At 45.6% G+C, this 22,836-nt stretch carries 23 protein-coding genes; 17 read left to right on the top strand and 6 right to left on the bottom strand.

Translation table 11 applies throughout. From position 1 onward, the window contains the following. The first annotated feature begins 501 nt into the window (after positions 1–501). The 5 genes from SY85_RS14740 (at position 502) to SY85_RS25165 (ending at position 3,100) form a co-directional block, all read left to right on the top strand. Positions 502–1,254 carry a hypothetical protein gene (locus SY85_RS14740; protein WP_066405671.1) on the top strand — a complete coding sequence of 251 codons (753 nt, stop codon included), beginning with the start codon at positions 502–504 and terminating at the stop codon, positions 1,252–1,254. A 342-nt stretch (positions 1,255–1,596) separates the two neighbouring features. Continuing rightward, the gene (locus SY85_RS26220) at positions 1,597–1,815 is read left to right on the top strand and encodes an AlbA family DNA-binding domain-containing protein (RefSeq protein ID WP_082886473.1); all 219 of its coding nucleotides are present in this window, start codon (positions 1,597–1,599) and stop codon (positions 1,813–1,815) included. Next, the gene (locus tag SY85_RS25765; protein ID WP_162493376.1) at positions 1,751–1,906 is read left to right on the top strand and encodes a hypothetical protein; all 156 of its coding nucleotides are present in this window, start codon (positions 1,751–1,753) and stop codon (positions 1,904–1,906) included. Before SY85_RS26220 ends, SY85_RS25765 begins: the two co-directional genes overlap by 65 nt. Before the next feature lie 18 nt (positions 1,907–1,924). Continuing rightward, positions 1,925–2,323, top strand: coding sequence for a hypothetical protein (locus tag SY85_RS25170; RefSeq protein WP_148661209.1), 399 nt, complete (start codon positions 1,925–1,927; stop codon positions 2,321–2,323). Between the two features lie 51 nt (positions 2,324–2,374). Next, positions 2,375–3,100, top strand: coding sequence for a putative DNA binding domain-containing protein (locus SY85_RS25165; protein ID WP_148661208.1), 726 nt, complete (start codon positions 2,375–2,377; stop codon positions 3,098–3,100). Positions 3,101–3,565: 465 nt separating this feature from the next. On the opposite strand, the gene SY85_RS14725 is transcribed toward SY85_RS25165, so the two are convergent. Then, positions 3,566–3,745: a hypothetical protein gene (locus SY85_RS14725; protein WP_066405668.1), complete on the bottom strand. Its 180-nt coding sequence runs from the start codon at positions 3,743–3,745 to the stop codon at positions 3,566–3,568. A 346-nt stretch (positions 3,746–4,091) separates the two neighbouring features. Here SY85_RS14725 and SY85_RS14720 point away from each other — a divergent pair, with 346 nt between their 5' ends. The 3 genes from SY85_RS14720 to SY85_RS14710 all read left to right on the top strand — a co-directional run bounded on the left by SY85_RS14720 (position 4,092) and on the right by SY85_RS14710 (position 7,139). Further along, positions 4,092–4,700 (top strand): DUF6642 family protein, encoded by a 609-nt coding sequence (locus tag SY85_RS14720; protein WP_066405667.1) that lies wholly within the window; start codon positions 4,092–4,094, stop codon positions 4,698–4,700. 344 nt (positions 4,701–5,044) lie between these two features. After that, on the top strand, positions 5,045–5,668 hold the full coding sequence (locus SY85_RS14715; RefSeq protein WP_066405666.1) for a Crp/Fnr family transcriptional regulator: 624 nt from the start codon (positions 5,045–5,047) through the stop codon (positions 5,666–5,668). A gap of 553 nt (positions 5,669–6,221) precedes the next feature. Then, positions 6,222–7,139: an NAD-dependent epimerase/dehydratase family protein gene (locus tag SY85_RS14710; protein WP_066405665.1), complete on the top strand. Its 918-nt coding sequence runs from the start codon at positions 6,222–6,224 to the stop codon at positions 7,137–7,139. 199 nt (positions 7,140–7,338) lie between these two features. Here SY85_RS14710 and SY85_RS14705 read toward each other — a convergent pair whose 3' ends face one another. After that, complete coding sequence (locus SY85_RS14705; RefSeq protein WP_066405664.1) at positions 7,339–9,210, bottom strand: M1 family metallopeptidase; 1,872 nt, start codon at positions 9,208–9,210, stop codon at positions 7,339–7,341. 515 nt (positions 9,211–9,725) lie between these two features. Between SY85_RS14705 and SY85_RS14700 the strand changes: the two genes are divergently transcribed. The 6 genes from SY85_RS14700 (at position 9,726) to SY85_RS14675 (ending at position 14,009) form a co-directional block, all read left to right on the top strand. Further along, positions 9,726–9,956, top strand: a complete 231-nt coding sequence (locus SY85_RS14700) for a DUF1737 domain-containing protein (RefSeq protein ID WP_066405663.1) — start codon at positions 9,726–9,728, stop codon at positions 9,954–9,956. A 718-nt stretch (positions 9,957–10,674) separates the two neighbouring features. Beyond that, positions 10,675–10,923: a hypothetical protein gene (locus tag SY85_RS14695; protein WP_066405662.1), complete on the top strand. Its 249-nt coding sequence runs from the start codon at positions 10,675–10,677 to the stop codon at positions 10,921–10,923. After that, positions 10,901–11,107, top strand: a complete 207-nt coding sequence (locus tag SY85_RS14690; protein ID WP_066405661.1) for a hypothetical protein — start codon at positions 10,901–10,903, stop codon at positions 11,105–11,107. The genes SY85_RS14695 and SY85_RS14690 overlap by 23 nt, the downstream gene beginning before the upstream one ends. An 846-nt stretch (positions 11,108–11,953) precedes the next feature. Next, entirely contained in the window at positions 11,954–12,157 is a 204-nt protein-coding gene (locus tag SY85_RS14685) for a hypothetical protein (protein WP_148661207.1), read from the top strand. 175 nt (positions 12,158–12,332) lie between these two features. Further along, positions 12,333–13,238 carry a hypothetical protein gene (locus tag SY85_RS14680; RefSeq protein WP_066405659.1) on the top strand — a complete coding sequence of 302 codons (906 nt, stop codon included), beginning with the start codon at positions 12,333–12,335 and terminating at the stop codon, positions 13,236–13,238. A 24-nt stretch (positions 13,239–13,262) separates the two neighbouring features. Continuing rightward, positions 13,263–14,009 carry a hypothetical protein gene (locus SY85_RS14675; protein ID WP_148661206.1) on the top strand — a complete coding sequence of 249 codons (747 nt, stop codon included), beginning with the start codon at positions 13,263–13,265 and terminating at the stop codon, positions 14,007–14,009. A gap of 222 nt (positions 14,010–14,231) precedes the next feature. Here SY85_RS14675 and SY85_RS14670 read toward each other — a convergent pair whose 3' ends face one another. Next, the gene (locus SY85_RS14670; protein WP_158512979.1) at positions 14,232–15,320 is read right to left on the bottom strand and encodes a DUF2911 domain-containing protein; all 1,089 of its coding nucleotides are present in this window, start codon (positions 15,318–15,320) and stop codon (positions 14,232–14,234) included. Positions 15,321–15,591: 271 nt separating this feature from the next. On the opposite strand from SY85_RS14670, the gene SY85_RS14665 reads away from it, so the two are divergent. Next, entirely contained in the window at positions 15,592–16,704 is a 1,113-nt protein-coding gene (locus SY85_RS14665; protein WP_066405657.1) for a L,D-transpeptidase family protein, read from the top strand. 160 nt (positions 16,705–16,864) lie between these two features. Here the strand turns inward: SY85_RS14665 and SY85_RS14660 are convergent, their stop codons facing one another. Continuing rightward, positions 16,865–17,782: a glycoside hydrolase family 16 protein gene (locus SY85_RS14660; protein ID WP_066405656.1), complete on the bottom strand. Its 918-nt coding sequence runs from the start codon at positions 17,780–17,782 to the stop codon at positions 16,865–16,867. 758 nt (positions 17,783–18,540) lie between these two features. Here SY85_RS14660 and SY85_RS14650 point away from each other — a divergent pair. Beyond that, positions 18,541–19,020 (top strand): hypothetical protein, encoded by a 480-nt coding sequence (locus SY85_RS14650; RefSeq protein ID WP_066405654.1) that lies wholly within the window; start codon positions 18,541–18,543, stop codon positions 19,018–19,020. Positions 19,021–19,595: 575 nt separating this feature from the next. Here SY85_RS14650 and SY85_RS14645 read toward each other — a convergent pair. Beyond that, positions 19,596–20,888, bottom strand: coding sequence for a serine hydrolase (locus SY85_RS14645; protein WP_066405653.1), 1,293 nt, complete (start codon positions 20,886–20,888; stop codon positions 19,596–19,598). A 126-nt stretch (positions 20,889–21,014) separates the two neighbouring features. Beyond that, positions 21,015–21,680 carry a porin family protein gene (locus SY85_RS14640; RefSeq protein ID WP_082886469.1) on the bottom strand — a complete coding sequence of 222 codons (666 nt, stop codon included), beginning with the start codon at positions 21,678–21,680 and terminating at the stop codon, positions 21,015–21,017. 513 nt (positions 21,681–22,193) lie between these two features. Between SY85_RS14640 and SY85_RS14635 the strand changes: the two genes are divergently transcribed. Then, positions 22,194–22,628 (top strand): hypothetical protein, encoded by a 435-nt coding sequence (locus SY85_RS14635; protein ID WP_066405652.1) that lies wholly within the window; start codon positions 22,194–22,196, stop codon positions 22,626–22,628. The last annotated feature ends 208 nt before the right edge of the window (positions 22,629–22,836 follow it).

Genomic DNA, 22,836 nt, shown 5'->3' with positions numbered 1-22,836 from the left:
TGAACATTTCCTCCTCACTCATCACTCATCACTCATCACTCATCACTCATCCTTCATCATTCCTTGTTCAATATTCTTCTCCTTTTCTCCTTTCCTCTGTGCGAAACCCTTTCTCTGTGCCCCTCCCTGTCCCCGCGCCTCCGTGGTTCCTCTCTGCGCCAAAGGCGCACCCAGCGTTCTCTGCGCCTCTGCGTGAAACTAATCAGCGCGAAGCGCTCTCTCCTCGCAGCTCAAAGCTCATAGCTTGAAGCTTTTTAAACGAAAACACCTAGCCTCGCTAAGGTCTAACGTGCCCAAACGTGCCCAAACGTGCCTTTTCGTGCCATTTCGTGCCCAAACGTTCCCAAACGTGCCCAAACAGGGAAGTGAGGGTTTGGGGCCAGGGTATGTTTGCACTGTCATCGTTACTGAAACGGTCAGCGCGCTAACGATCAGGATCAACCGCAGAAGTGAGGAGACATTTAATCACCAATTTTTTAAACTATTTAAATTTTATTTTTTATGGCAAAGCAAGCCTCAATTATTGAGTTACAAGGAACAATCGGCAACATCACATTTGTAAAAACACAAGATGGTTTTAGGGCCCGCAAGGCGGCCAGGGTTTCAGCCGCCACCATAGCTTCCAGTGCTGGGTTTCAACGTACTCGGGAAAACATGGCCGAGTTCGGCCACGCCGGCACCACGGGTAGAGTGTTACGTCAGGCCTTTAGCATCTTACTAAAAAACGCCAAGGGCAAACGCGTCACCAGCCGCCTTTTGAAGGAAATGATGAAAGTCGTAAAGGCCGACACCGTCAATCCCCGCGGCCTGCGCAATGTAGTAGATGGCGAACTGGGCTTTTTACAGGGCTTTGAGTTTAACAATAGTGCCGATCTGAAAACCACGCTCGCGGCCTTGTATACCACCAGCATCAATCGGGCTACCGGGCTAATGACGGTCAACATTCCAGCGCTGGTGCCTACAGAAACAATTAAAGCACCAGAAGGCGCTACGCACTACCGGGTTGTTTGCGGCGGGGCCGAGATCGACTTTAAAGCCGAAACCTATACCGCCGACTTTGAGGAGTCGCCTTACCTGCCCTGGACAGCCACTACGGCAGCGGCACTAAGCCTTACGGCCAACGTCACGCCTGCCAGCGAACTCCCCTTGTTCCTGGTCATGGGACTGCAATTCTTCCAGGAAGTAAACGGTACCTACTATGCGCTGAAAACGGGCGAGTTCAATGCCCTCAGCATCGTCAAAGTAGATGCCTAGGTAATTAGCCGATAGCTAAAGAGAAATCGCCTAATGAAAGAGCCTCTTATTTAAATGCCTTTATAATTTGGATTTTGTTTTTTACTTAAAAGAACCGCCCTTACAGCTTGCCTGTTTCGGGCGGTTTCTTAATTAGAATTTGAGATCTGAAGTTTGGTATTTGGAATTTAGGATTTGGAATTTTTCTTTTCGGATTTACCCCATGGTCTTTGGAATTTTAAAATTGGAATTTCCCCTTTGCTATGGAAATTCATAGACTGACGTTCGGCCTTTACAATGTAAATAACGACTTATATTCACCTCCTATTAATTTCAATAAATTAGCAGCCTTCAATTGAGTACATGACGCCACAAGGCATTAAAGACATATTGCAACAAGGAGAAGGGATAGAAGTGGAGTTTAAAGAAAGTCTTTTCGAGCTTAATAAAAGCACGTTTGAATCGATATGCGCGTTCCTAAACCGCAAGGGAGGCTACTTATTGCTAGGTGTGGCTAATGATGGATCGGGTAGAAGGGGTGCTGGAAGAGAAAGTGCAAACGCTGATAGATGCCATTGTTAGCAATGCCAACAACCCTCAGACGTTGCTCCCGACATTTTACCTGTCGCCAGAAGTAATCCATTATGAAGACCGAAAGATCGTTTATTTATAGGTGCCGGAAAGCAGCCAGGTGCATCAGACCGTCGGACGCATCTTTGACCGGAATGGCGATGGCGATTTTGAGATCACTAACCAGCAACACCTGTTGCGCCAGCTACACCTGCGCAAGCAGCAGACATATACAGAAAATCGCATTTACCCGGCACTACAGCTGACCGACTTTCGCGCCGACCTGTTTCAAAAAGTACGGCAGTTGGCGCGCAGCCAGCGGCCCGACCATCCTTGGCTTTCTATGGATGATGCCGCACTGATGCGCTCAGCCGGACTCTACCAAAAGGACTATCAAACCGGGGTTGAAGGCTTTACCTTGGCAGCCGCCTTACTATTGGGTAAGGATGAAGTAATTCAATCCATAGTTCCCTACTATAAGACAGACGCTATATACCGGGTAAACAATACCGACCGGTAGGACGACCGCGATGACATACGTATAAACCTGGTGGAAGCCTATGAGCGGCTTATGGCTTTTGTGGCCAAGCATCTTCCGGACACCTTCTACCAAGAGGGAGCTCAACGTATTAACCTTCGCGATCGCCTGTTTCGTGAGATTGTAGCCAATCTTCTGGTGCACCGTGAATATGCAAATGCCTTTCCGGCAAAACTGGTAATAGAACGGGAACGACTGTTTACCGAAAACTGGAATAAGCCGCACATTCATGGCCTGATTGATCCGGCTAGCTTTACACCGTTCCCCAAAAATCCGGTAATAGCCAAATTTTTTAAAGAGATTGGAAGGGTTGAAGAACTGGGCTCGGGCGTACGCAATGTATATAAGTATACCATGGTGTATAGCAAGGGAAAACCGCCGGTGTTTACTGAGGGGGACATCTTCTCATCTAGCATTCCCATACCATCTTCTATTCTGCACGTAGACATTGCAGATGGTGTAGCAATAGTAAATGACAGGCCGGTAGATGTTTACCTTCCTAAAGACGCCAAGGAACGTATAAATGATACTGTAAATGATACTGTAAATGATACTGTAAAGCGTCGGCTAGCTATTATCCTGCTACAATTGTATCTCCACCCAGGACTGCGGAAGGGACCACTGCTAGAGGCATTGGGTATATCCGAAATCACATTTAAACGGGATATACAAAGACTAAAGGGGCTAGTTGAGTTCAAGGGTTCGCAAAAAATAGGTGGGTATTATTTAACAGAAGCCATGGCAAAAAAATTAAAATGATAATTACGCTCTTCTGTTGGTATTAATCACAGGCAAAGTAGCATAATATTTTAAAGCTAAGAATAGCACCTTTCTCCAATACTGATCAATCCTGTAATAACGAATAGAATTATAGTACGCTAGCCTCCTCGCGTCTGACGCTTCATGTTTCGCGATTATTTGCTTGCAGCTTTTCAATTTTCCTTTTCGAGTTTGGGTCTTGGAATTTGGAATTGTAAAATTGGAATTTCCCTTCCTTATCAACTAGTTAACCTGTCAACCGTTCTCCTTTCTCCTCCCCACTCATCACTCACACCTTTCCCTTCCTTGCCCCTTGAACATTGAAAATTGAGCATTGAACATTTCCTCCTTATTCATTCCTCCTCACTCATTATTCATCATTCCTTGTTCATTATTCCTTCCATTCCTCCCGCCTCACCGCTTTCCCGCTCACGGCTGTTTGGCTTGAAGCGTGCAGCTGTCCTCTTATCTCTTAGCCCCACCCGAAGGTTTACGCAACGCTACCACAATCGTACTCACCAAACACACACTCGCCGCCGTTATCCACGTAACGGTGATCCATTTTCCCTTCATAAAAAAACTAAGCACAATGGCCACAATCATGATCCACATAGCAATGCGTGCCACTCGTACAGCTGTTCTCATATACAAAGCTTGAGGTACGTAAAAGATACATCAGGCCACACAGATCTGCAACACAAAAAACAACTACCTTCCTTCTTCATTCCTTGTTCCTTGTTCAATATTCCCTCCCTGTCAACTTATCAACTTGTTAACCTGTCAACCTAAATCAGCCATCATCCATCCTCACATCAGCCATTCCCTCTGTGCTCCTCCCTGTCCCCCTGTCTCTGTGGTTCCTCCCTCTCCGCGCCAAAGGCGCACCTGCCTGAACATAATCTTAAACTTCAAACCTCAAATCTCTAATTTGTAATAATTTACACCCGCTTCCAACGAAGCACCCCATCCAAAACGTGAAAACCCAAACACTATGAAAGGCATCTTTTGCTTAGAAGGTTTCTGGTACGGCGACCACCGCGACAAAACCTCTATGTTCCCCGTACTCGACCTCGTGCACCGCTATAATAAAATGCCCTTTATTCATCATCGCTGTGCCACCGTAGAAGAATTCCAGTTCTCTATTAGTCGTTGGCGCAACAAAACATTTCACAAAAAATACCCGCTGCTCTATTTAGGCTTTCATGGTCACCCCGGACTGATACAGGTGGGCAAGCAAACCATTACGCTCGATGATCTGGCAAGTCTGCTGGAAGATAAATGCGAGGGGGTAGTGATCCATTTTGGGTGCTGCTCCACGTTGGATATCGACAAGCGCCTGTTGCAATCCTTTATGCAAAAGACCCGCTCCGTGGCGGTGATGGGGTATAAAGAAGAGGTGCCCTGGCTGTTGTCATCATCTTTTGAGATCCTGTTGTTGGAAAGCTTGTCCAACCATCCCTTCGATTCCAAGGGTGTAAAGCAGATCTATAAACAGGTAATGGAAGAGTATGGAACTCAGGCCCGCAAGCTCGACTTCCGCTTTGTACCAAACGAGCGCCTGCATTTCCCAAGACGACGTGTATCACGCCCCCGCGCATAGAAAAGTTGTCACGCAAAGACACTAGGGCGCAGAGAAAAGGCTTCGCACAGAGCAAAAGAGAAAAGGAGGGCCACGGATTATTGGATTAGTGGGATTAGCAGGATTGAATTATGTTGTTTTTCTTCATTGAACATTGATCGTTGAGAATTGAGCATTGAATATTCCTTCTCTCTCCATTGAACATTGAGAATTGAAAGTTGAGCATTGAACATTCCCTCACTTCTTCCTTCATCCTTCCTTGTTCCTTGTTCAATATTCCCTCCCTGTCAACTTATCAACTTGTTAACCTGTCAACCGTTCCCTTTTCTCCTTTCCCTTTTTATCTCTTAGCGTAACTTCGTTCCATGTCCATCTCCCCCCTCCACCTCACCAAATATCGTAAGCATGTAGAAGCGTATGTAACCTTTACGGATGAAGAGTGGGAGCTCTTTGCTGGGCACCTCTATCTGAAAGAAGTGAAGAAGAAAGAGTGCTGGGTAACGTCCACGCACACCTGCAAAGAAGTAGGTTATATTCTATCCGGCTCCTTTCGTTTTTTCTTTGTGCGCGATGGGGTAGAGATCAGTAATTACTTCTGCTTTGCCAATGAACTTATCAGTGCCTATGGCAGCTTTTTAAAACAGCAGCCCGGTCCCGGCAGCATACAGGCCATGGAAGATGCTACCCTGATCTGTTTTTCGTACAACAGCCTGCAGGAACTACTAAACGACGAGCGTATAGCCTTTAAGATGGAGCGTTTTGGTCGCAAGGTAGCCGAGTACCTTATTTGTTGTTTTGAAGAGCGCCTGACGGCCTTTATTACCCAATCGCCCGAGCAGCGTTATATGGACCTGTTAGAGCGCAACGCCGAACTGCTGCAACGCATACCGCAACACTATGTAGCCAATTACCTGGGCATCACCCCCGAATCGCTCTCCCGCATCCGCAAACGCCTAATGAATGCAAAAGGCAAGCGGAAGGTAGCTTGAGTAAAGCTGCACGCAGCGCGCGCCGGGGCGCGGAGAGGAAGGAACCACTGAGACACAGAGACAGGGAGGGGCACAGAGGATAGGGTTTCGCGCAGAGGAAAGGAGAAAAAGAGGACCGCAGATTAGTTGGATGTAGAATGGATTAGCAGGATTTAAAAGAATAATGAATGTCCATAAATGAAAAAGCACACCTCCAACTGAATGCTTTTTCTATTGTAAGTACTTCTTTCTTTATTGTTTATTGAACATTGAACATTCCCTCTCTCATTACTCCTTACTCATCACTCATTATTCATCATTCCTTGTTCCTTGTTCAATATTCCCGTCCTTGTCAACCTTTCAACTTGTTAACCTGTCAACATAAATCAGCCATCATCCATCCTCACATCAGCCATTCCCTCTGTGCCCCTCCCTGTCTCTGTGTCTCAGTGGTTCCTTCCTCTCCGCGCCCCGGCGCGCGCTGCCCCCACTCACCATTCACCACTCACGTTCTTACCCAAAGTCAACGTTTTTCCCCAACCACTCCATCTAGCTTTGCTGAAAAGAATACCACATGCATACCATATTAGGCGCTGGCGGACCTGTTAGCAATGCCCTGGCAAAAGAATTAGAAGCACATCAGCTACCGGTGAAGTTGGTAAGTCGCCGTAAAGTGGAAACCCATATACCTACTACTACCTGGGTAGGTGCCGATCTGAAAAACGAAGCAAGTCTGTTGAAAGCCGTGCAAGGTGCTAGCGTGATTTATATGTGCGCCGGCTTGCGCTACGATAAAAAAGTATGGGCAGCAGAATGGCCCCTCATTATTCGCAATGTGGTGAAGGCGGCACAGGTTACGGGTGCGCGACTCATCTTCTTTGACAACGTCTATATGTATGGTCATGTACAAGGCGCCATGACAGAACAAACACCTTATAATCCCGGTAGTGTAAAGGGAAAGATCCGTGCAGAAGTGGCCAACTATGTAATGGGTGAAATAAAGAAAGGAACCATCAAAGGCTCCATCGCCCGCGCTGCTGATTTTTATGGTGCCGAAAACAAGAACAGTTTTTTAGACATGCTGGTGTTAGACAAATACGCCAAGGGACAAAAAGCCATGTGGATGGGCGATCCCAACAGCCTGCATGCGTTTACCTATGTGCCCGATGCCGCTAAGGCATTATACCTCTTAGGCCAACACCCCGAAACCGATGGCCAGGTATGGCACATGCCCACAGCACCTGCATTGAAAGGAACAGAATTCGTCAACTTGGCCGCAGAGATCTTACATACAAAACCACGCTACACGCGCTTAAGCAAAATCGCCCTGCAGCTCATTGGTCTCTTTAACAAACCCGTAGGCGAAACCGTAGAACTCTATTATCAATACCAATACGACTACATCTTCAGCTCTAAAAAGATCGAGGACTACTTTGGTATCCAACCCACGCCTTACCGGGAAGGGATAAAGACCGTGAGTGGTGAATTGTGAGCGGTGAGTAGCTTCCGCACAGATCAAAAGTTCAAACAGCACTCAATAAAAAAGCACTCCGTTAAGTGGAGTGCTTTTTTATTGAGTGCTGTTTCTTCCTACTCGTCTCTGCGCCGCTGCGTGAAACTAAAAGCTTGCAGCGTGTAGCGTGTAGCGTGCAGCGTGTAGCTTATAGCTTGCAGCTTCCCTCTCTCACCACTCACTTCTTCCATTCATTATTACTCGTATCGGCATCCATATAAATGCCTCCCTCTATCTTCACCGATTGCAAGGTTTTCTTGGTATTCACTTTCACAGTGGTTTGCTTTTGATTGGCAGCCCATACAGCAGGTGATTGGTGAAGCGTTTCCGTACTGCCATCTGCATAGGTAAGTACCAGGTCAAATGGTGCCGCCATACCACCAATGTTTTGTACAGGTATGGAATAGCCGGTGCTGGTTTTTGGAGCAGAGGCTACAGCAAGGTCAATATAGTAGTTGGAGAAAAACCAGTTGTTCCAGAACCAGTTCAGGTTTTGGCCAGAGCCGGCATTGATGGAATAAAAGAAGTCCCACGGCAAGGGGTGTTTACCATTCCAGCGGCGCATATATTCATGCAAGGCTTTTTTGAATGTGGCGTCACCTAGTAGTTCTTTTACCGCTAAATAACCCAATGCCGGTTTCCCATACTGGTTGTTGCCCAGTCCACCGCCGTTAAGATTGGGCCCCGGTGTAATGATCGGCAGGTCTTCGTCTTGTGATGGATCACTAGCCCAGCCAGTTACACGAAACTGTTTAAAGAAATCGATCGCCTGTTCCTTGCCCATGTCGTCCCGGTTAAACAGGTATTCAAACGTAGTGGCCCAGCCTTCATCCATAAAGCCATAGCGGGTTTCGTTGATACCCATATAAAATGGCATGTAGGTATGGGCAATTTCATGCATCACCACAAACTTCGAAAAGCTGCTATCAGCATACGTTTCATCATTGGCCATCATTGGATATTCCATACCGGCATAACCTTGAAATACCGACATGGTCGTATAAGGGTAAGGTATACCCGGCCACTGCGTGGAGAGCCAGCTTAGGGCATGGCTGGCAAAGCGCACCATGTGATGATAATCACGCGCGGTATCATTATAAGCGGCTTGTACAGAAGCACGACGGCCAGTGCTGGGGTCTACCACTACGCTGCCGGCATCCCATGAAAAATGATCACTAAGACCAATAGCAAAGTCAGGAACATTGGCGGCCGTAAAATGCCAGGTGTTAGTGCCCTTTGCGGCGGTTACGGTTTTAGCCGCCAGCTCGGCTGGTGTGGCAATACGGATCACATCATTGGAACGCAGCGATTGGGTAAACTTCTGGTAGGCCGCAGGCTGCAATACTTCATTAGCATTTTGCAAGGTGCCGGTAGCCCATACGATATAGTTCTGCGGCACTTGTACTTGCACGTTATAGTCGTTGAAATCGTTGTAGAATTCCAACGCATCATTGAAAGAGGTAAAGTCCCAGCCCTGGTAGTCGTCATACACGGATACGCGTGGATAGGAGTAAGCCAGGAAATAAGTGGTAGAATCGATCATCCCCTCACGGTTGCTCAATAGCGATACATCGTAATGCCATTTAATGTGCAGTCGTATAGAATCGCGCGATGCCAGCGGACTTGGTAAGCCTAACGGCGCGGCTGTAAAATAATTGCCCGTGTTCCACTTCACAGCAGTACCATTCACAAAAACAGAATCAATCTGAACGCCCGATGTCAGGTAGTCGTCGGGCACACCGCTCAGTCGGGGAGCACCAGGCTTATGGATGTTCACCGTAAGACGAAACACCAGGTTTCTCATAGCCTTGGGACTGTTATTGAAATACGTAATGTCTTCACTGCCACGAACCGTGCGGTCGGGTGGTGCTGCTGCCAAACGTATATCATAGCGGGCGCGGTTCTGCCAGTAGTTGGCACCGGGTTTTCCATCTAGGGAACGTGTACCGTTTTTATAGGCCTGTTGAATATCGCGCGGCTTATAAAGGTCCTGCGCCATTATCAACTGTCCGGCAACGATAGATAATAACAAAAAACAAGAACGAAACATAAGGATCTTTTTAAATAAAAGGGATAGGCAATGAAGGTAGCGAAATGGGTAGTTGCTTGTCAAGCGTGAGTGGTGAGTGGTCAATGGTGAATGCTGAAAGGCTACACGCTTCACGCAGCCCATCGTGAAACGTCAAACGTGAGACGTGAAAGGCTACAAGCTGCACGCTTCAAGCCAAAAGCAATCTTTCTTTATAAAAGAAAAGCACTCCTTTAAGCGGAGTGCTTTTCTTTTTAGTATATCCCTTCTTTGCGTCTTTTCATCTTTGCGCCTTTGCGTGAAATCCCTCCTTGAACTTGAGCATTGATAATTGAGCATTGAACATTCCCTCTCTCATTACTCCTTACTCATCACTCATTATTCATCATTCCTTGTTCCTTGTTCACTATTCCCTTCTCCTTTTCTCCTTAGCTCTGTGCGCAACTCTTCGTACGCGCCTCTGGCGCTATGCTTGCAGCGTACAGCGTATAGCGTGCAGCTGCTCTCTCCAATAATCCCTAGCTTTAAAGAAAAAAATGGCTGCTGCATTAAATTTCCGTGTTGTAGAATCATTTGACTCGCAGGAGTTCAGCACTACTATAGAAAAATTGTTAGAGGAAGGCTGGTTGTTGCATGGCCCTATGACCGCCTTTCCCAACGAGGTAGAGGATGGAAAGGTAGCCACAGTACGTTATGTACAGGCACTCATTAAAGACGCTACGCCCAAACGCAAAACCGGCTTCAGTACTTCCATGCCGCAGTTGTGAGGAAAGCTGTGCACGCCCCCGACCCTGAAGGGGAGGACGCCCGCACAGGTGTCCCGCAGATGGCGCCGATCGGCGCAGAAGGGGAACCACAGAGACAGGCGGAACACGGAGAGACACAGAGGGTTTAAGAAGGAATGGATTAAAGAACAAGCACTCCACTAAGGGAGTGCTTTTCTATTTTCAATTCTTCTTCCTTGTACCTTGATCATTGAAAATTGAGCATTGAGCATTTCCTTTCTTGTTCCTTGTTTCTTGCCCCTTGTGCCTTTTCTCCACTTCTTCCTTCATCCTTCCTTGTTCCTTGTTCAATATTCCTTTTCCTCGGCTGTTTAGCTTGCAGATTGCAGCTTCCCTCACTCACCACTCACCACTCACCACTGTCTTTCCTTCTGTGGACCGTCGTCTGTTGACCGTGGACTCTCCTCACGGCTGTTTGGCTTGCAGCGTATAGCTTGCAGCGTGCAGCCTTCTCTCCTCATAGCTTCTCCCGAAAAGTTCCCAAACGTGCCCAAACGTTCCCAAAAATGCCCAAACGTGCCATTTCGTGCCATTTTGTGCCCAAACGTTCCCAAACGTGCCCAAACAGGGAAGTCACCCCTTGGCGAGGTGGTAGTTTTGTGTAACAATCATCGCCACAGTTTAGCGCTACTAACGATCATGATCACTGCAGGTAGATGGTTGATTTAAAAACAGTTATAAATCTTTAAAATCAGTAATCATGACAATTCAACAACGATTAAAAGCGCCTACCCCTAAGTTTTTTAAGAAAGTTCGCAATATTGGTTTGGTACTGGCGGCCGTCAGCGGCTCTTTGTTAACGGCGCCTGTTGCTTTGCCCGCCATCATAGTAAAGGTTGCTGGCTACCTGGCTGTGGCAGGAGGTGTGGCTACTGCGGTAAGCCAGGCTACTGCAGAAGATGAGAACCCGCAAAAACAGGAAGGAGATGGACAACAATACCCCTTTTAATATCGACACGCGTATGGGTATATGGAGTGGAACCGCGCTGGTGGTCTTGGCCACTATTACACCGGGCGAGCTGCTAAAAACCGGTATACTGGCTGCCGTTGGTGCCATTGTAAGCTTTGTGGTTTCCTGGCTGCTCAAACAGGGTGTATTGCGGTACAAACGCCACCGGCAAAAGGGCGCATAGTAAAGAGGCTTCGGCCTCTTTTTTTGTGGTTTCACGCAGAGCAAAGGAGGAAAGAAGAAGAATGGGAAGATTGAATATTTCGAGATTTCCAGTTACCCGTTTCTGGCTTCAACCTCCTTTCTTCACTGGGCTGTCAATTAGAATGCCTCTGGCTTTTGTCATCCAGAGCGATAGCGAAGGACCTCGGTGACTTGCTCCTACAACCTAACGGCTAATCCTAGCGCCTTTTGCTGTCATCCTGAACTTGTTTCAGGATCCGCACTCGCACTTAAAGAATGCATCTATCCTCAAAATCCCTACCACCTAAATCAAACTAGCGGTAAGGTCCAGCGCCTTGATTCCGCGGGTCTATGTACACTCCAGACCTTAATGACTGTGGAGCGGAATCACAGCGCCTTAGTCTTCCCGCATAGCAGCGCTATCTCCCTTTTTTGCTCCTCATCCCCAGCGTTGGGAAAGACACACTTCAAACGACCCACCTATCCTAAACTAGGCTCAAAGCAATGGAGGGATGCTGTGCGCGGGCCGGCCCAACGCGCGGAGCGGTTTGGGCTGTCCCGACACTTCGGGATTGATTTTTTTGCTCCACTTTTTTTATCAAGAAAAAAAGTGGAAAAGATAGATAGCGAAGGATCTTTAGCTATAAAAGTATCATCGCATCTTGCCAAAAGCTGATTCTCGCTTGCAGCCTCCCTTACAACCCTATGATCCTCAGTATCAAAACGATGTGGATAAAGAAAGGTGCAAAAAAGCAGTGACTTTTACCCTCTTTTTACTAAATTTATTAGCCGGAAACAGGGGTGTAAAACAGACCATAAAGGTCTGGCTTACAATACGAAAACGACTATGAGCACTACGACAGATATGACCATTAGACCCTGCACCATTACGGAGTTGGCCGAAATGTACGGCGTGAGTTTGAAAACCTTTCGCGTATGGCTACAGCCACACCAGCAAAGGATCGGCAAACGCCAGGGACGGTATTACAACACCCTGCAGGTTCGCACCATCTTTGAGCGCTTAGGGCATCCCGAAGGCTGGGAGGAATAGGCCTTTTAAAAACACCAGAAATTGAAAACATCAGAACGCTGATGCAAGGCTACCGTGGGGTAGCTTTTTTTATGCGGCATAGGGCATGTTTATCTTAAATGGAAAAAAGTAATTATAATCTTATAGAGAAGGAATATATTTTTTATACAATTTTGCACGAATCAAAACGTACCACATGAGAACGGTCTTCCTTTGGCTGGCTTTAGCCTGCTGTCCTTCTATTTCGCTATTGGCAAGCGAACATCCCATTCTCCAATCACTCATTACCGATCTGGATCAAAACGTAGAGCCGTTGGTGTTAAAGCTAAACGCTTCTGGTTATGAAGAAAATATTGATAAGGCTTTTCAGCAGGCTGGTCTACGTGTGTTTATGAAAGCGGATAAAGGCACCCGGCCAACTACTTATATTTTAGAACAATGCGGTAACCAAATCACAGGTTATTCCAGGGAAATTACTTCTATGGAATCTTTACTGTTAGCAAAAGAGCTGAAAACGCAGGGTTATAAAAAGTTAGAAAAAGATCGTGACAGATACCGCAAGAATAATATTAATGTTGAACTTTATGCAGATGATAGTCATTTGCTTTTGGCCCGACACTATATCTACGTTTCCAGGAAAAATAGTTGCCAAAATAACGACCTGGCCGCACCGCTAGCACCAGTATTAAACCTCCGGCCCACTACGCTCGATATCGCCTTGGCCAACATGAAACATGATCGCACAGCAATAAAATTGGCGGCAGCCAAAATAGCGTTTACCGAATTTACCGAAAAAGAGACAGCCGACTCTGTGTGTTATAAAAAAGCACAGCAAACTTTTATGGTAAAGTTCTGTAACAATAATGTGCGTCATTTTGAATTGCAGCTGAATGCCGGAGATGGCAGTAGCTTGGTTGCTTCCGTAGAAAAAACGAACTTTCACAAAATAAAAGATGACACGGCCGCCAATAACGCCTATTGCAGAACTTATGACAATGGAACATACGAAGTAACGGTGTATTATTATGGCGACAAGTATGGACGGGAGTTTAATGAGAATGCTTATAAAATAGAGCTGCTTGATAAACAAAGTTGTTTATAAGCTTTATGGATGCTGTTTTAGTGTATGAAAAGACGCAGACTTTTATTGCTATGGATAATGTTCAGCCTTACTGCCTGCAACCCCTTTGAAAAAGACCTTTCCGGCACTTGGTTTTATTCACCTGCTGAGCAGCGTTCCAAGAACGACTCCTTACTCACCGCAACCTCTTTTCTGCACTTAAAGAGCAATGGATCTTATGAAAGCGATCTGGGTCATTATGACAATGGCACTTGGGTGCAAGAAGGTGAGGAATTGGTATTGACAAATACGAAAGGAAGAACAAGACGCCTACGTATACAAGAGCAAGGTCGCCAGGAGCTAAAATTGTTTGCCAATGAGAACCGCGTAGTAGCCTTTGATAAATACCCTGCCGCCTCTGCCAACAACAATCCTTTTTCTCCCGACAATAATCGCTGGCGCCTGCCGGCTACACATGCGGAAACAGATGCAGAACTAAGAGCCCGCCTGTATAACCATTGCCGGTTTTGGGAAACCTATTTTGCCTGGGCATTGGAAACGGAAGTAGATGGCCTTAATGTAAGAAGCACTCCTACGCCTATTAAGATCTATGGCAATGGCTTTGGCTTAAAGAAATACGAGGAGCTACCTACTGCTTGGCGCCAATACTTTTATGATACTACCGATTGTCGTAAAGCAGATCGCATGATCAAAGACATTTTTCGCAAACGCAATATCAAGTGGCCTGAAAAAGAGGTTACCTACAAGAAGTTTATTTCTGCTTTTCAGCAATTGCAAGAACAGTTAAAATAGCTATTACAATGTAGCAAAGGATATAAGATAAATAGATGACAGTGCCCTACTGTCCTCCATCAACTGTCATCTGTCCTCACCAATAGGTACTGAATAACTTCAAGTGATAGACGTAAGTAAGTGCTCTATTGGCAATAGAAAAGGCCTGCGCGATTATAGCTCTTACTGAGGTAAAAGCGTACCCTATCAATAATCTACGCAAGCCCTGCCAGGTGGTCGGTTTTACAACGCACCCAGTTGTTTCAGGTATTTTTCTGAGTTAGCTCTTACATTGTCCGGTGGGTTCATGCTTAGCGACTTTTTGAAATTGACTATTGCGTTTTTCTTGTCACCTTTTATAGCATAGGCCTCACCAAGGCTATCCCATGTATTAGCGCTCTTGGGGTGGCGTTGGGTGTTAAGAATAAATACCTCGATGGCTTTGTCTTGTTGTCCATTACCCAATAGCTGGTAACCATAAGTGTTCAGCTCCGCTTCGTTAGCCATGCCAACAGCTTCTTTCATCAATTGGTCAGCTTCCGCTTTTTTACCGGTTTGTTCTAGTAATCCCGATTTAACACGCAGTGTGTTGAAGTTTTTGTTTTGTGCCACAGCCTGGTCTATCCATTTCATAGCATCATCTGTATGCACTTTATTTTGCAAGGCGTATTGCGCTGCGCTGGTGTACCCCTGCCAGGTAAATCCAATCGGCCCTTTTAATTCTTCCATGGCATTGGCCACTACAATATCATCTACGGCAAATTCGATCTTTACAGGAAACTGTTTCTTCTCCCAGTTTAGTTCCAGTTCGCCAGATGTTTTAGTGAGGTTGTCAAACTCGTAAGTAAGTCGCTCGGTTAATGGTATGGTGCGCAGTTGAATGGGGGCACGCAACGCATCGTGTGCAGCGTCATACCAAAAGCTTCCCCATGAGCGATAGTCTTTTGATAAGATCACTTCACCTGTGTTGTCTTTATTGATCACAAAGAACAATCCGTAAGAGCCTGCAGGTATTTTTTTGCCTTCTACCAGCGCATCATGAGAAAGGGTGATGACAGAATTTTCATTGGCGCCGGCACGCCAGGGGGCTTCGTTATTGTTGCCAAAGCCTTGTTTGTTCCAGCCATAAGGAACGAGCGCTCCCCATATTTCCCGCCCGTTTACCGCAGGGCGTGAATAGCTTACACTAACGGTAGATATACCAATAGTTTGTGAAACAGTAGCCGCCGGACTTGGTGTACGGGGTTGGGTAATTTGTTGTGAATACGTGTGTGTAGATAGTAGTGCGACCAATAACAACAACATGGGCCGCTTGATAAGTAAGGAAAGCATGTTGTGCATGATTTAGGTGAAGAAATAAATGAACTACTAATAAGTTACAACATCTTAAAATAACGTGGCGCATCTTATATGTAAACGGCAGCCTTGTACTACAAAAGGAGAATAGAATGGTTGTAAAGAAAAGCCGATAAGAAGCTCTGCTATAGCGGGTAAAGGCCTCTTATTGCAACTAAATATGACCGTTGGAGGGCATTCAGGCCTGGATATTGTTTACGTATAACCGATTCCCCATTGTTGAGGAAGCGATTGAAAATGTGAAGTTATGGTAACAACAATCCGTATTAGTAGGATACTAATAGCATTAACCGCCCTTTTGATAGCGTTGAATGCGTTTGCAGGTACTAACACTATCAACCCCACGCGCGGCTACGATCTGCTGCAACAAGCGTTAACCAAGTATGAACAGATAGCTGCCAATGGCGGCTGGACAAAAATCACGGGTACAAAGAAGTATTACCAGCAAGCAGAGTCCGCTGCTGCTGTAACCGACATCAAGAACCGGTTACGTGCTACTGGCGACTATACATCTGATGATCTGTCTGCGCTCTTTACACCTGAGCTAACGGCAGCGGTTAAACGTGTACAAAAGCGCTTTGGCTTTAAAGAAAACGGTGTAGTAGATGCAGCGTTGATCAAAGAGTTGAATATACCGGTAGAGCAGCGTATCAACCAGATATTGCTGAACATGGAGCGGCTGCAAGCTTTGCCACCAAGCACCGGGGGTACACGCTTAGTAGCCAATATACCGGAGTTTAAGCTGCATGTGTATGAGGGCGACAAACAGGTGTTTGATATGAACATTGTGGTGGGTACTGCCGCTAACAAAACAGTGACCTTCAACGATGAAATGAAGCAGATTGTATTCAGTCCTTACTGGAATGTGCCGTCCAGTATTGTGAAGAATGAGATCCTGCCAAAGATGCGCGCCAATTACGATTACCTGTGGCGCAATAATTACGAACAGGTAGGAACGGAAAATGGCTTGCCCAAGATCCGTCAACTACCGGGGCCGGACAATGCATTGGGTAAGGTAAAGTTTGTATTCCCCAACGATCACAACATTTACTTTCACGATACACCGGCTAAGTCCTTATTCAACATGCGGCGCAGGGCTTACAGTCATGGCTGTATCCGATTGGCCGAGCCGGAAAAATTAGCCCAATACTTATTGCGCGATACACCAGGCTGGACTCCGGAGCGAATAGATATAGCGATGAATAGTGGTAGCGAGCAGACGGTGAATTTGAGTGTGCCTGTTGAGGTAGCGATCACTTATTTTACAGCGTGGGTAGATAATGAGGGCGCCGTAAACTTTCGTGAAGATATTTATGGCCATGATAAAGTATCGGCCAGGCGAGTGGCCTCGGCTACATAGCTATAAAGATGGTTAAGCGTTGAGTGATACTAGTTTCAATAAAGGAGGGCGTATTTAGTTGACAGAGGACAGTTGGCAGAGAACAGCTCCTAATTGCCGGCTGTCAACTATCAGCAGCCAACTGTCATCTGCTATACGCAGAGCTTAACTTAAATTGGTATCATTTGGCAGTAAATACTTTTATCCAGTCTACATACAGGCTGCCGGTTTGTATTTGTGCCGGATTCAGGTTGGTGAAAAAGTTGCCACCAACAGCCAGGTTTAAAGTAATGCGCTCGGTTTTGCCAAACAGGTTAGGAATGTAACCACCACTGGTTTTTACTTCTACTACTTTGCCATCTAAGTAAGAGGTAAGACTATTCTGTTGCCACACCATTTCATATACATGATAGCAGGTGGTAAGATCGGCATCTGCTGTTATATAACCCACCGCATTACGCACCAGGTTTCTATTAGCCGTTTTGCCGTAGAAATAGTTCGTCTGGTACTTGGTAGGTTCTTGTCCGCGGGCTTCTACCATATCAATCTCACCTTGTGTAGGCCAGGGATCGCCATAGCTCCAGAAGGCTGGCCACATGCCATAACCCGTTGCCAGTTTCAGGCGTGCAATCATACGTACTTTAGGCGTGGCGGTATTGGCTGATACGTTGGTTTTACACTCTATACGACCTGAGGTATACTGAAAGGGTTTTGGCGTAGCATCAAAAGGCGTAGTAGGGCCGGTAACGGTTTCTTTTTTTGCCGTAATCACCAGTTGGCCATTCAGTAGCTGTAAGTTGGCAGCCTGGTAGAGTTGTAGTTCGTTATTAAAAGCACCGCCTGTCCAGATAGTCCATTTGGATAGGTCTGTATCAAAATTGTCTTCAAAAGTTTTAGTCCACCCGGCGCTGGTTAAAGCGCTTTCATCTAGGGCATAATTACAAATAGTGGGCGCTATGGTGGCTGGAGGTTGTGTAGGGCGCGCTGCTGTAGGTGCATCAAGTAGAGTTGTTCCCGGAGGCTCTACTTCACGTTGGCAGCTACTAAAGATGGTGGATACAATAAAAGCCATAACAAGGCTTACAGGAGAAGGTTTCATATAACAGTAGTTAAAGGGTTTATTGAATATACAAAAACAAGCAGAAGGCAGAAAGTGATCATTGAAAGAGCCACAAGTGTAAAGCCGAGTTTAGAAGGCGTGTTTTACAGGTGCATGCATTTTGTAAGCGTAATACAATAGAAAGAAGTAAATCACATTTCAAACAGAAGATATTACAATTGATGCCTATTTGTATGGCATAGACCAACACCTTGTAACATCTTTGTATCCTCACAAGCAAGCAAATATTATACGTGTGTTTAGAGCCCTGTTTCTACAGGGCTTTTTTTTATCGCAGATTATAGGATTTTGAATGGATTTCGCAGATGAGCTTTAAGATTGGAGAAATTCTTTTGTTGTTTATTTTCTTCTTACTGCATTGCTCATTGAACATTCTTCTCCCTTTCCCAATTCCATCTCTCTTCATTGAACATTGAGTATTGAAAGTTGAGCATTGAACATTTCCTCCCTTCTATATTCATCATTCCTTGTTCCTTGTTCAATATTCTCTGTGTCCCTCCCTGTCCCCCTGTCTCCGTGGTTCCTCTCTCTCTCCGCGCCCACGGCGCGCTCTGCTTGCAGCGTGTAGCGTGCAGCGTACAGCTTCTCACCACTCACCATTGACCATTCACGATTAACTACTGATCAGTTTTCCCAATTGCTTTCTTATATTCGATATGGCTCAACTGCTAGGAAAAGTAAAGGGTGTTTTGTAATTTAATAGACCAGCTGCTGCCATTCATTCTAAAAACCACCACATGGATCTCGACAAACTCAACTTCCTGCCCCATTGGGAAGAAGTACACTTCCACAAAGCCATACGCGACCCAGAAGCCTGGAAAACAAATGATAAAAATGAAGCCTCACGGGCATTGTACAATCAGTGGCGCGAGGTGTTTGGCCTGGTAGTAGCCTTTGCTGAAACCCTGAACAATGGCAAAGAAGGTGAAGAAGATATGACGCGTCGATTGATCTATGAAAACGTGATGATCGTAGCGCCCAAAATATTAAGTGCGGTAGATACACTCTACATGTTACAAATGGAGAACGCTGCCATTATCCGCACCAATTGCCGCCAGCTAATGGAGCAGATCAGCTTTGCTGCCTTATCGGGTATTGCCGATGACCTGCACCGTGAGGTCATAGAAACAGAAATGGATGCATTCCGCTCCTTGTTCAAACAGTGGGTTACCACTTTCCGTCAGGATGAGTATGAAGACGAGTGGGGGCTATTCTAGTCGGCTGCTCTGTACAACAACAGCCCTTAATGCCATAGTTACATTTCAATCACTATATATTACAATTGACTCCTATTTGTCTAGTAATTCTTTTTAATCCATTACATCTTTGTATTCTCATACAGCAAGCAAGCAATCTTAATTCATGTGTTTAGAGCCCTGTTTCTACAGGGCTTGTTTATTTGTAGTATGCTCCAGCCCCTAAAGGAAGAATGGATTGCAGATTTCAGATTGACGATTTCGGAATAGGGAATGAGCTGATGAAGGGAAGGAATAATGAGGGAGGAAACATTCAATGTTCAACGATCAGCATTCAACATTAAATGAAGAAAGAGTAAAGTCTATTTATAAACAAAAAGCACTCCATCATCGGAGTGCTTTTTGTTTATAGTGTTTCTTATTCTTTGCTGTTCTTAGTGCCTTCGTGTTTTGTGGCCCCATATCCCTCTGTGTCCCTCCCTGTTCCCCGTGTCCCTGTGGTTCCCCTTCTGCGCCAATCGGCGCCATCTGCGGGAGATATGTGCGTGGGTGCTCCCCTTTAGGGGCTGGGGGCGTGTGCTGGCCCTACTCACCACCTAATTATCCACTTCCACTAACGCCGGCCTCGTATTCTTCGGGTCTCGCTTATCGTACTTTACTTCTAGTGCGGAGAAGTTGGGTTTGTAAGTGCGTGGGCGATTTAGTTCGTACTGGTAAATGGTTTGTCCCAGTTGGTAGAAGAAGGGGTGGCCAACGTTATCATAATCATATTTGCCATCATTCACAATACCATCACTATTCACATACAAGGTAGCCGCCAGCATATACTCTACTTTGTTCTTGGTGTCCATTACATACGATACATCGGTTAGGAAACCATACGACCAGCCTACTTTATTAAACACGCGTACATGCGATGGCATGCGGTGTGTACTATCCTGGAAGAAAAATTTTACATAACTGTCATAGAACTTACTGGTGTCGTATTTAGGATAATCGGTTTCTGAAGGGTATTGCGATAGCCAGCGATAAAGAAAACGGTAGTCGTCTTTTGTTAAGCGGAACCGCTGTTGCTTGGGTACTGAATTGGGAAAAAGTACGGATTGCAACATTTGCTGCAGGTTTAACAAGGGAAGGTTGTTGTGCACCGTAAAATCGAAAGGTGCTTGTATTAAACTATCATCACGGTTCATATGGGCTTTACCCACTAAGATGGTTCGGCTAAAATCAATACTGTCGGTATTGTAGGCTGCTGGCTGCAGGTAAATGGTTTTTCCATTAGCATCTAAAAAGCGCACCTGGTTGCTATGCCGGTTTTGCTCTGGTGTAAATCCCATAAACTGACGGGAGATGCGCACCCCGGTGTATCCCTTGCTGTACAAGCTGCGGTGAATGGTTTGCTGTCCTACAAACTGGTACATCCTGTTATAGGGATCGTTCTCGCTGATCAAAAACGCGCGTTTAATATAGTTGGCAATAGACGGTAGCCCATTGGCAGAAGTACTGTCGGTGTAAGCTATTGTTTGACGGGTGTAGCTACTGTCATATTGAATCGTAGTGTACTTGTTTACACCTTTCTGATTCATGTCGTTTAGTTTTTCCAGGGATAGCAAGGCTAATGGCAGCTTCACTGTAGATGCGGGATTGAAATACAACAGTGAATCATAATTAAAATAATAATTAGTGAAGGAAGGGTTGTTGTGTTTGTCACGTTCAATTCGTGTATAGATGATCTGGCAGCGATACGTTTGTGGGTCGGCCAACACCTGCTTCATAATAGGAGACGAATTGGTATTGAGGATTTGAAGAAGGTTGTTGTCTGTCTTGGTTTGAGCATGTGAGGCAATCGTTGTTGCCATGCCCAGTAGTAATAGAGTAAGGTAGCGCATAGCGGAAAGATACAATTTCCTTCATTTGGTAGGACTGTAAAAGCAAGAGCCGCATACGGAATGCGGCTCTCTATCGAATTGGTTTTTCTTAATAATCTTTTTAAATCCACTCAAATCATGGTTCTCTTAGAAGCGGAAGCCTGCGCCCACTTTAAAGGAGCGGTTGTACGAATCAAAACGTTTATTGGCATCTACTTTCGATAAACCATGATCGTAAGAAGCGGTCAGGTTAAAACCGTTGCTAAACTGGTAGCCAATACCACCTGTTAAACCTGCATCCCAACGATTCAATTGATCGGTAGCGTCCATCTTACGGTTTAAAACATTAAAGCCCAAGACTCCGGCTGTCGTACGTAGATCTGCTTTTGCTAAATAAGATACTTGCGGACCGGCAAATACCTGTAGGCCACCCAGGTTGGCTTTCAAAACAACAGGCATATCTATATAGTGCGATTGCAACTGTGCCTTGGCGTTAGCACCTAAGAACTCAACACCTTTCAGGTTTAGTTCACCATTAAGCGTGTATCCTTTTTGTGCATAATAAACACCTGGTTCTACAGAGAATAATTCGCTAACAGGGATCGATACGTTAGCACCAGCAAAGAAACCAGTACGACCGCTGGATGTGATAGCATCGTTAGTATAATCAATTAGGTTATTCAAGTTACTTACAGCATTACCTTTCATAGTAGACGAAGAAAGACCAGCCTTAATGCCAAAAGAAGGAGCTGTTTGCGCCATGGCAAAAGTAGAAAGAGCGATGGTAGATAGGAGGAGTAGTTGTTTTTTCATATGATAGCCGAACGTGGTTTTGGGTCGTTCATAAATAAGAAGGCAAACAAGTGTTAACGATTAATCGGTATTAGGTAAGGTTATGTTAAAGAGCGGCCCCCTGTTCACGGAAGGGTAAGGCCCCACCCGGCCTTTCCGAAGGGGAGGAGTGCCAACGCACGCCCCCGGCCCCTAAAGGGGAGAGACCCACGCACAAAAGATCAAACATTGTTTACATAAAAAAGGCACTCCTTTAGTGGAGTGCTTTTCTATTTTCAATTCTTCTTCCTTGTACCTTGATCATTGAAAATTGAGCATTGAACATTCCTTCTTTCTTCCTTTCGCATTTCGAATTTCCCCTTTCGAATTTTTCCTACTTCTTCTTTCATCATTCCTTGTTCATTATTCTCCCTGGCCTTTGCCGCGCTGCCGCTCCCCTTTAGGGGCCGGGGGCGTGCGGTGGTGAAGTCTTCCCTTCGGGAGGATTTAGGAGGGCATTCCCCTTCGGGGGACAGGGGGCCATATCTTTGCTTTATGGAAAAGAAGAAACCAGAAGTTGATATTGTTAACGAAGTACTGGAAGCTTGCTTATTAGCTTATCCTGTTTCTTCTTTTGTGATCAGTCTTTATAAACAATATTTAGAGCGTGGCAGTCTTAGTAAAAAACAGTTGCAAGGCCTTTATGGTAAGGCTCAAAATATACAAGACTTCCCTTCGGCTAAGTTGGCAACGTTAGAGGCCCGCATCAAAAAAATGCCCACCCGCTTTAAATCGGATATACCGGTTAACAAACCGTTGTATGAAAAAGAAGAAAGTACGGGTCAGTTGATCGACGCCGTTTTAACCAAATACCCGCAACACAAGGCCGTACTTTTTTTAAAAGCCAAGTACGATCGTAATGAAAAGTTAACAACTACAGAACAGGCCGATCTGAAGCGCTTTTATCAGTTAGCGATGAAGGCAAAGTGAATGCCGTGAAACGTCAAATGTGAGACGTGAAAAATGTGAGACGTGAAAGGGGAATCCGCCAGTACGAGTTTTCTTCAATAATCAATAACTATTCATTACTAATCATTGATTATTGAGCGTTGAGCATTGATCATTCCCTCTCTCATTACTCCTTACTCATCACTCCTTGTTCCTTGTTCATTATTCTCCCTGGCCTTTGCCGCGCTGC

It is taken from the genome of Flavisolibacter tropicus (assembly GCF_001644645.1).
In the GTDB taxonomy this organism is placed as follows: Bacteria; Bacteroidota; Bacteroidia; order Chitinophagales; family Chitinophagaceae; genus Flavisolibacter; species Flavisolibacter tropicus.
The sequence above is the reverse complement of the archived record's forward strand: the minus strand, read 5'-3'. Positions and strand labels throughout refer to the sequence as shown.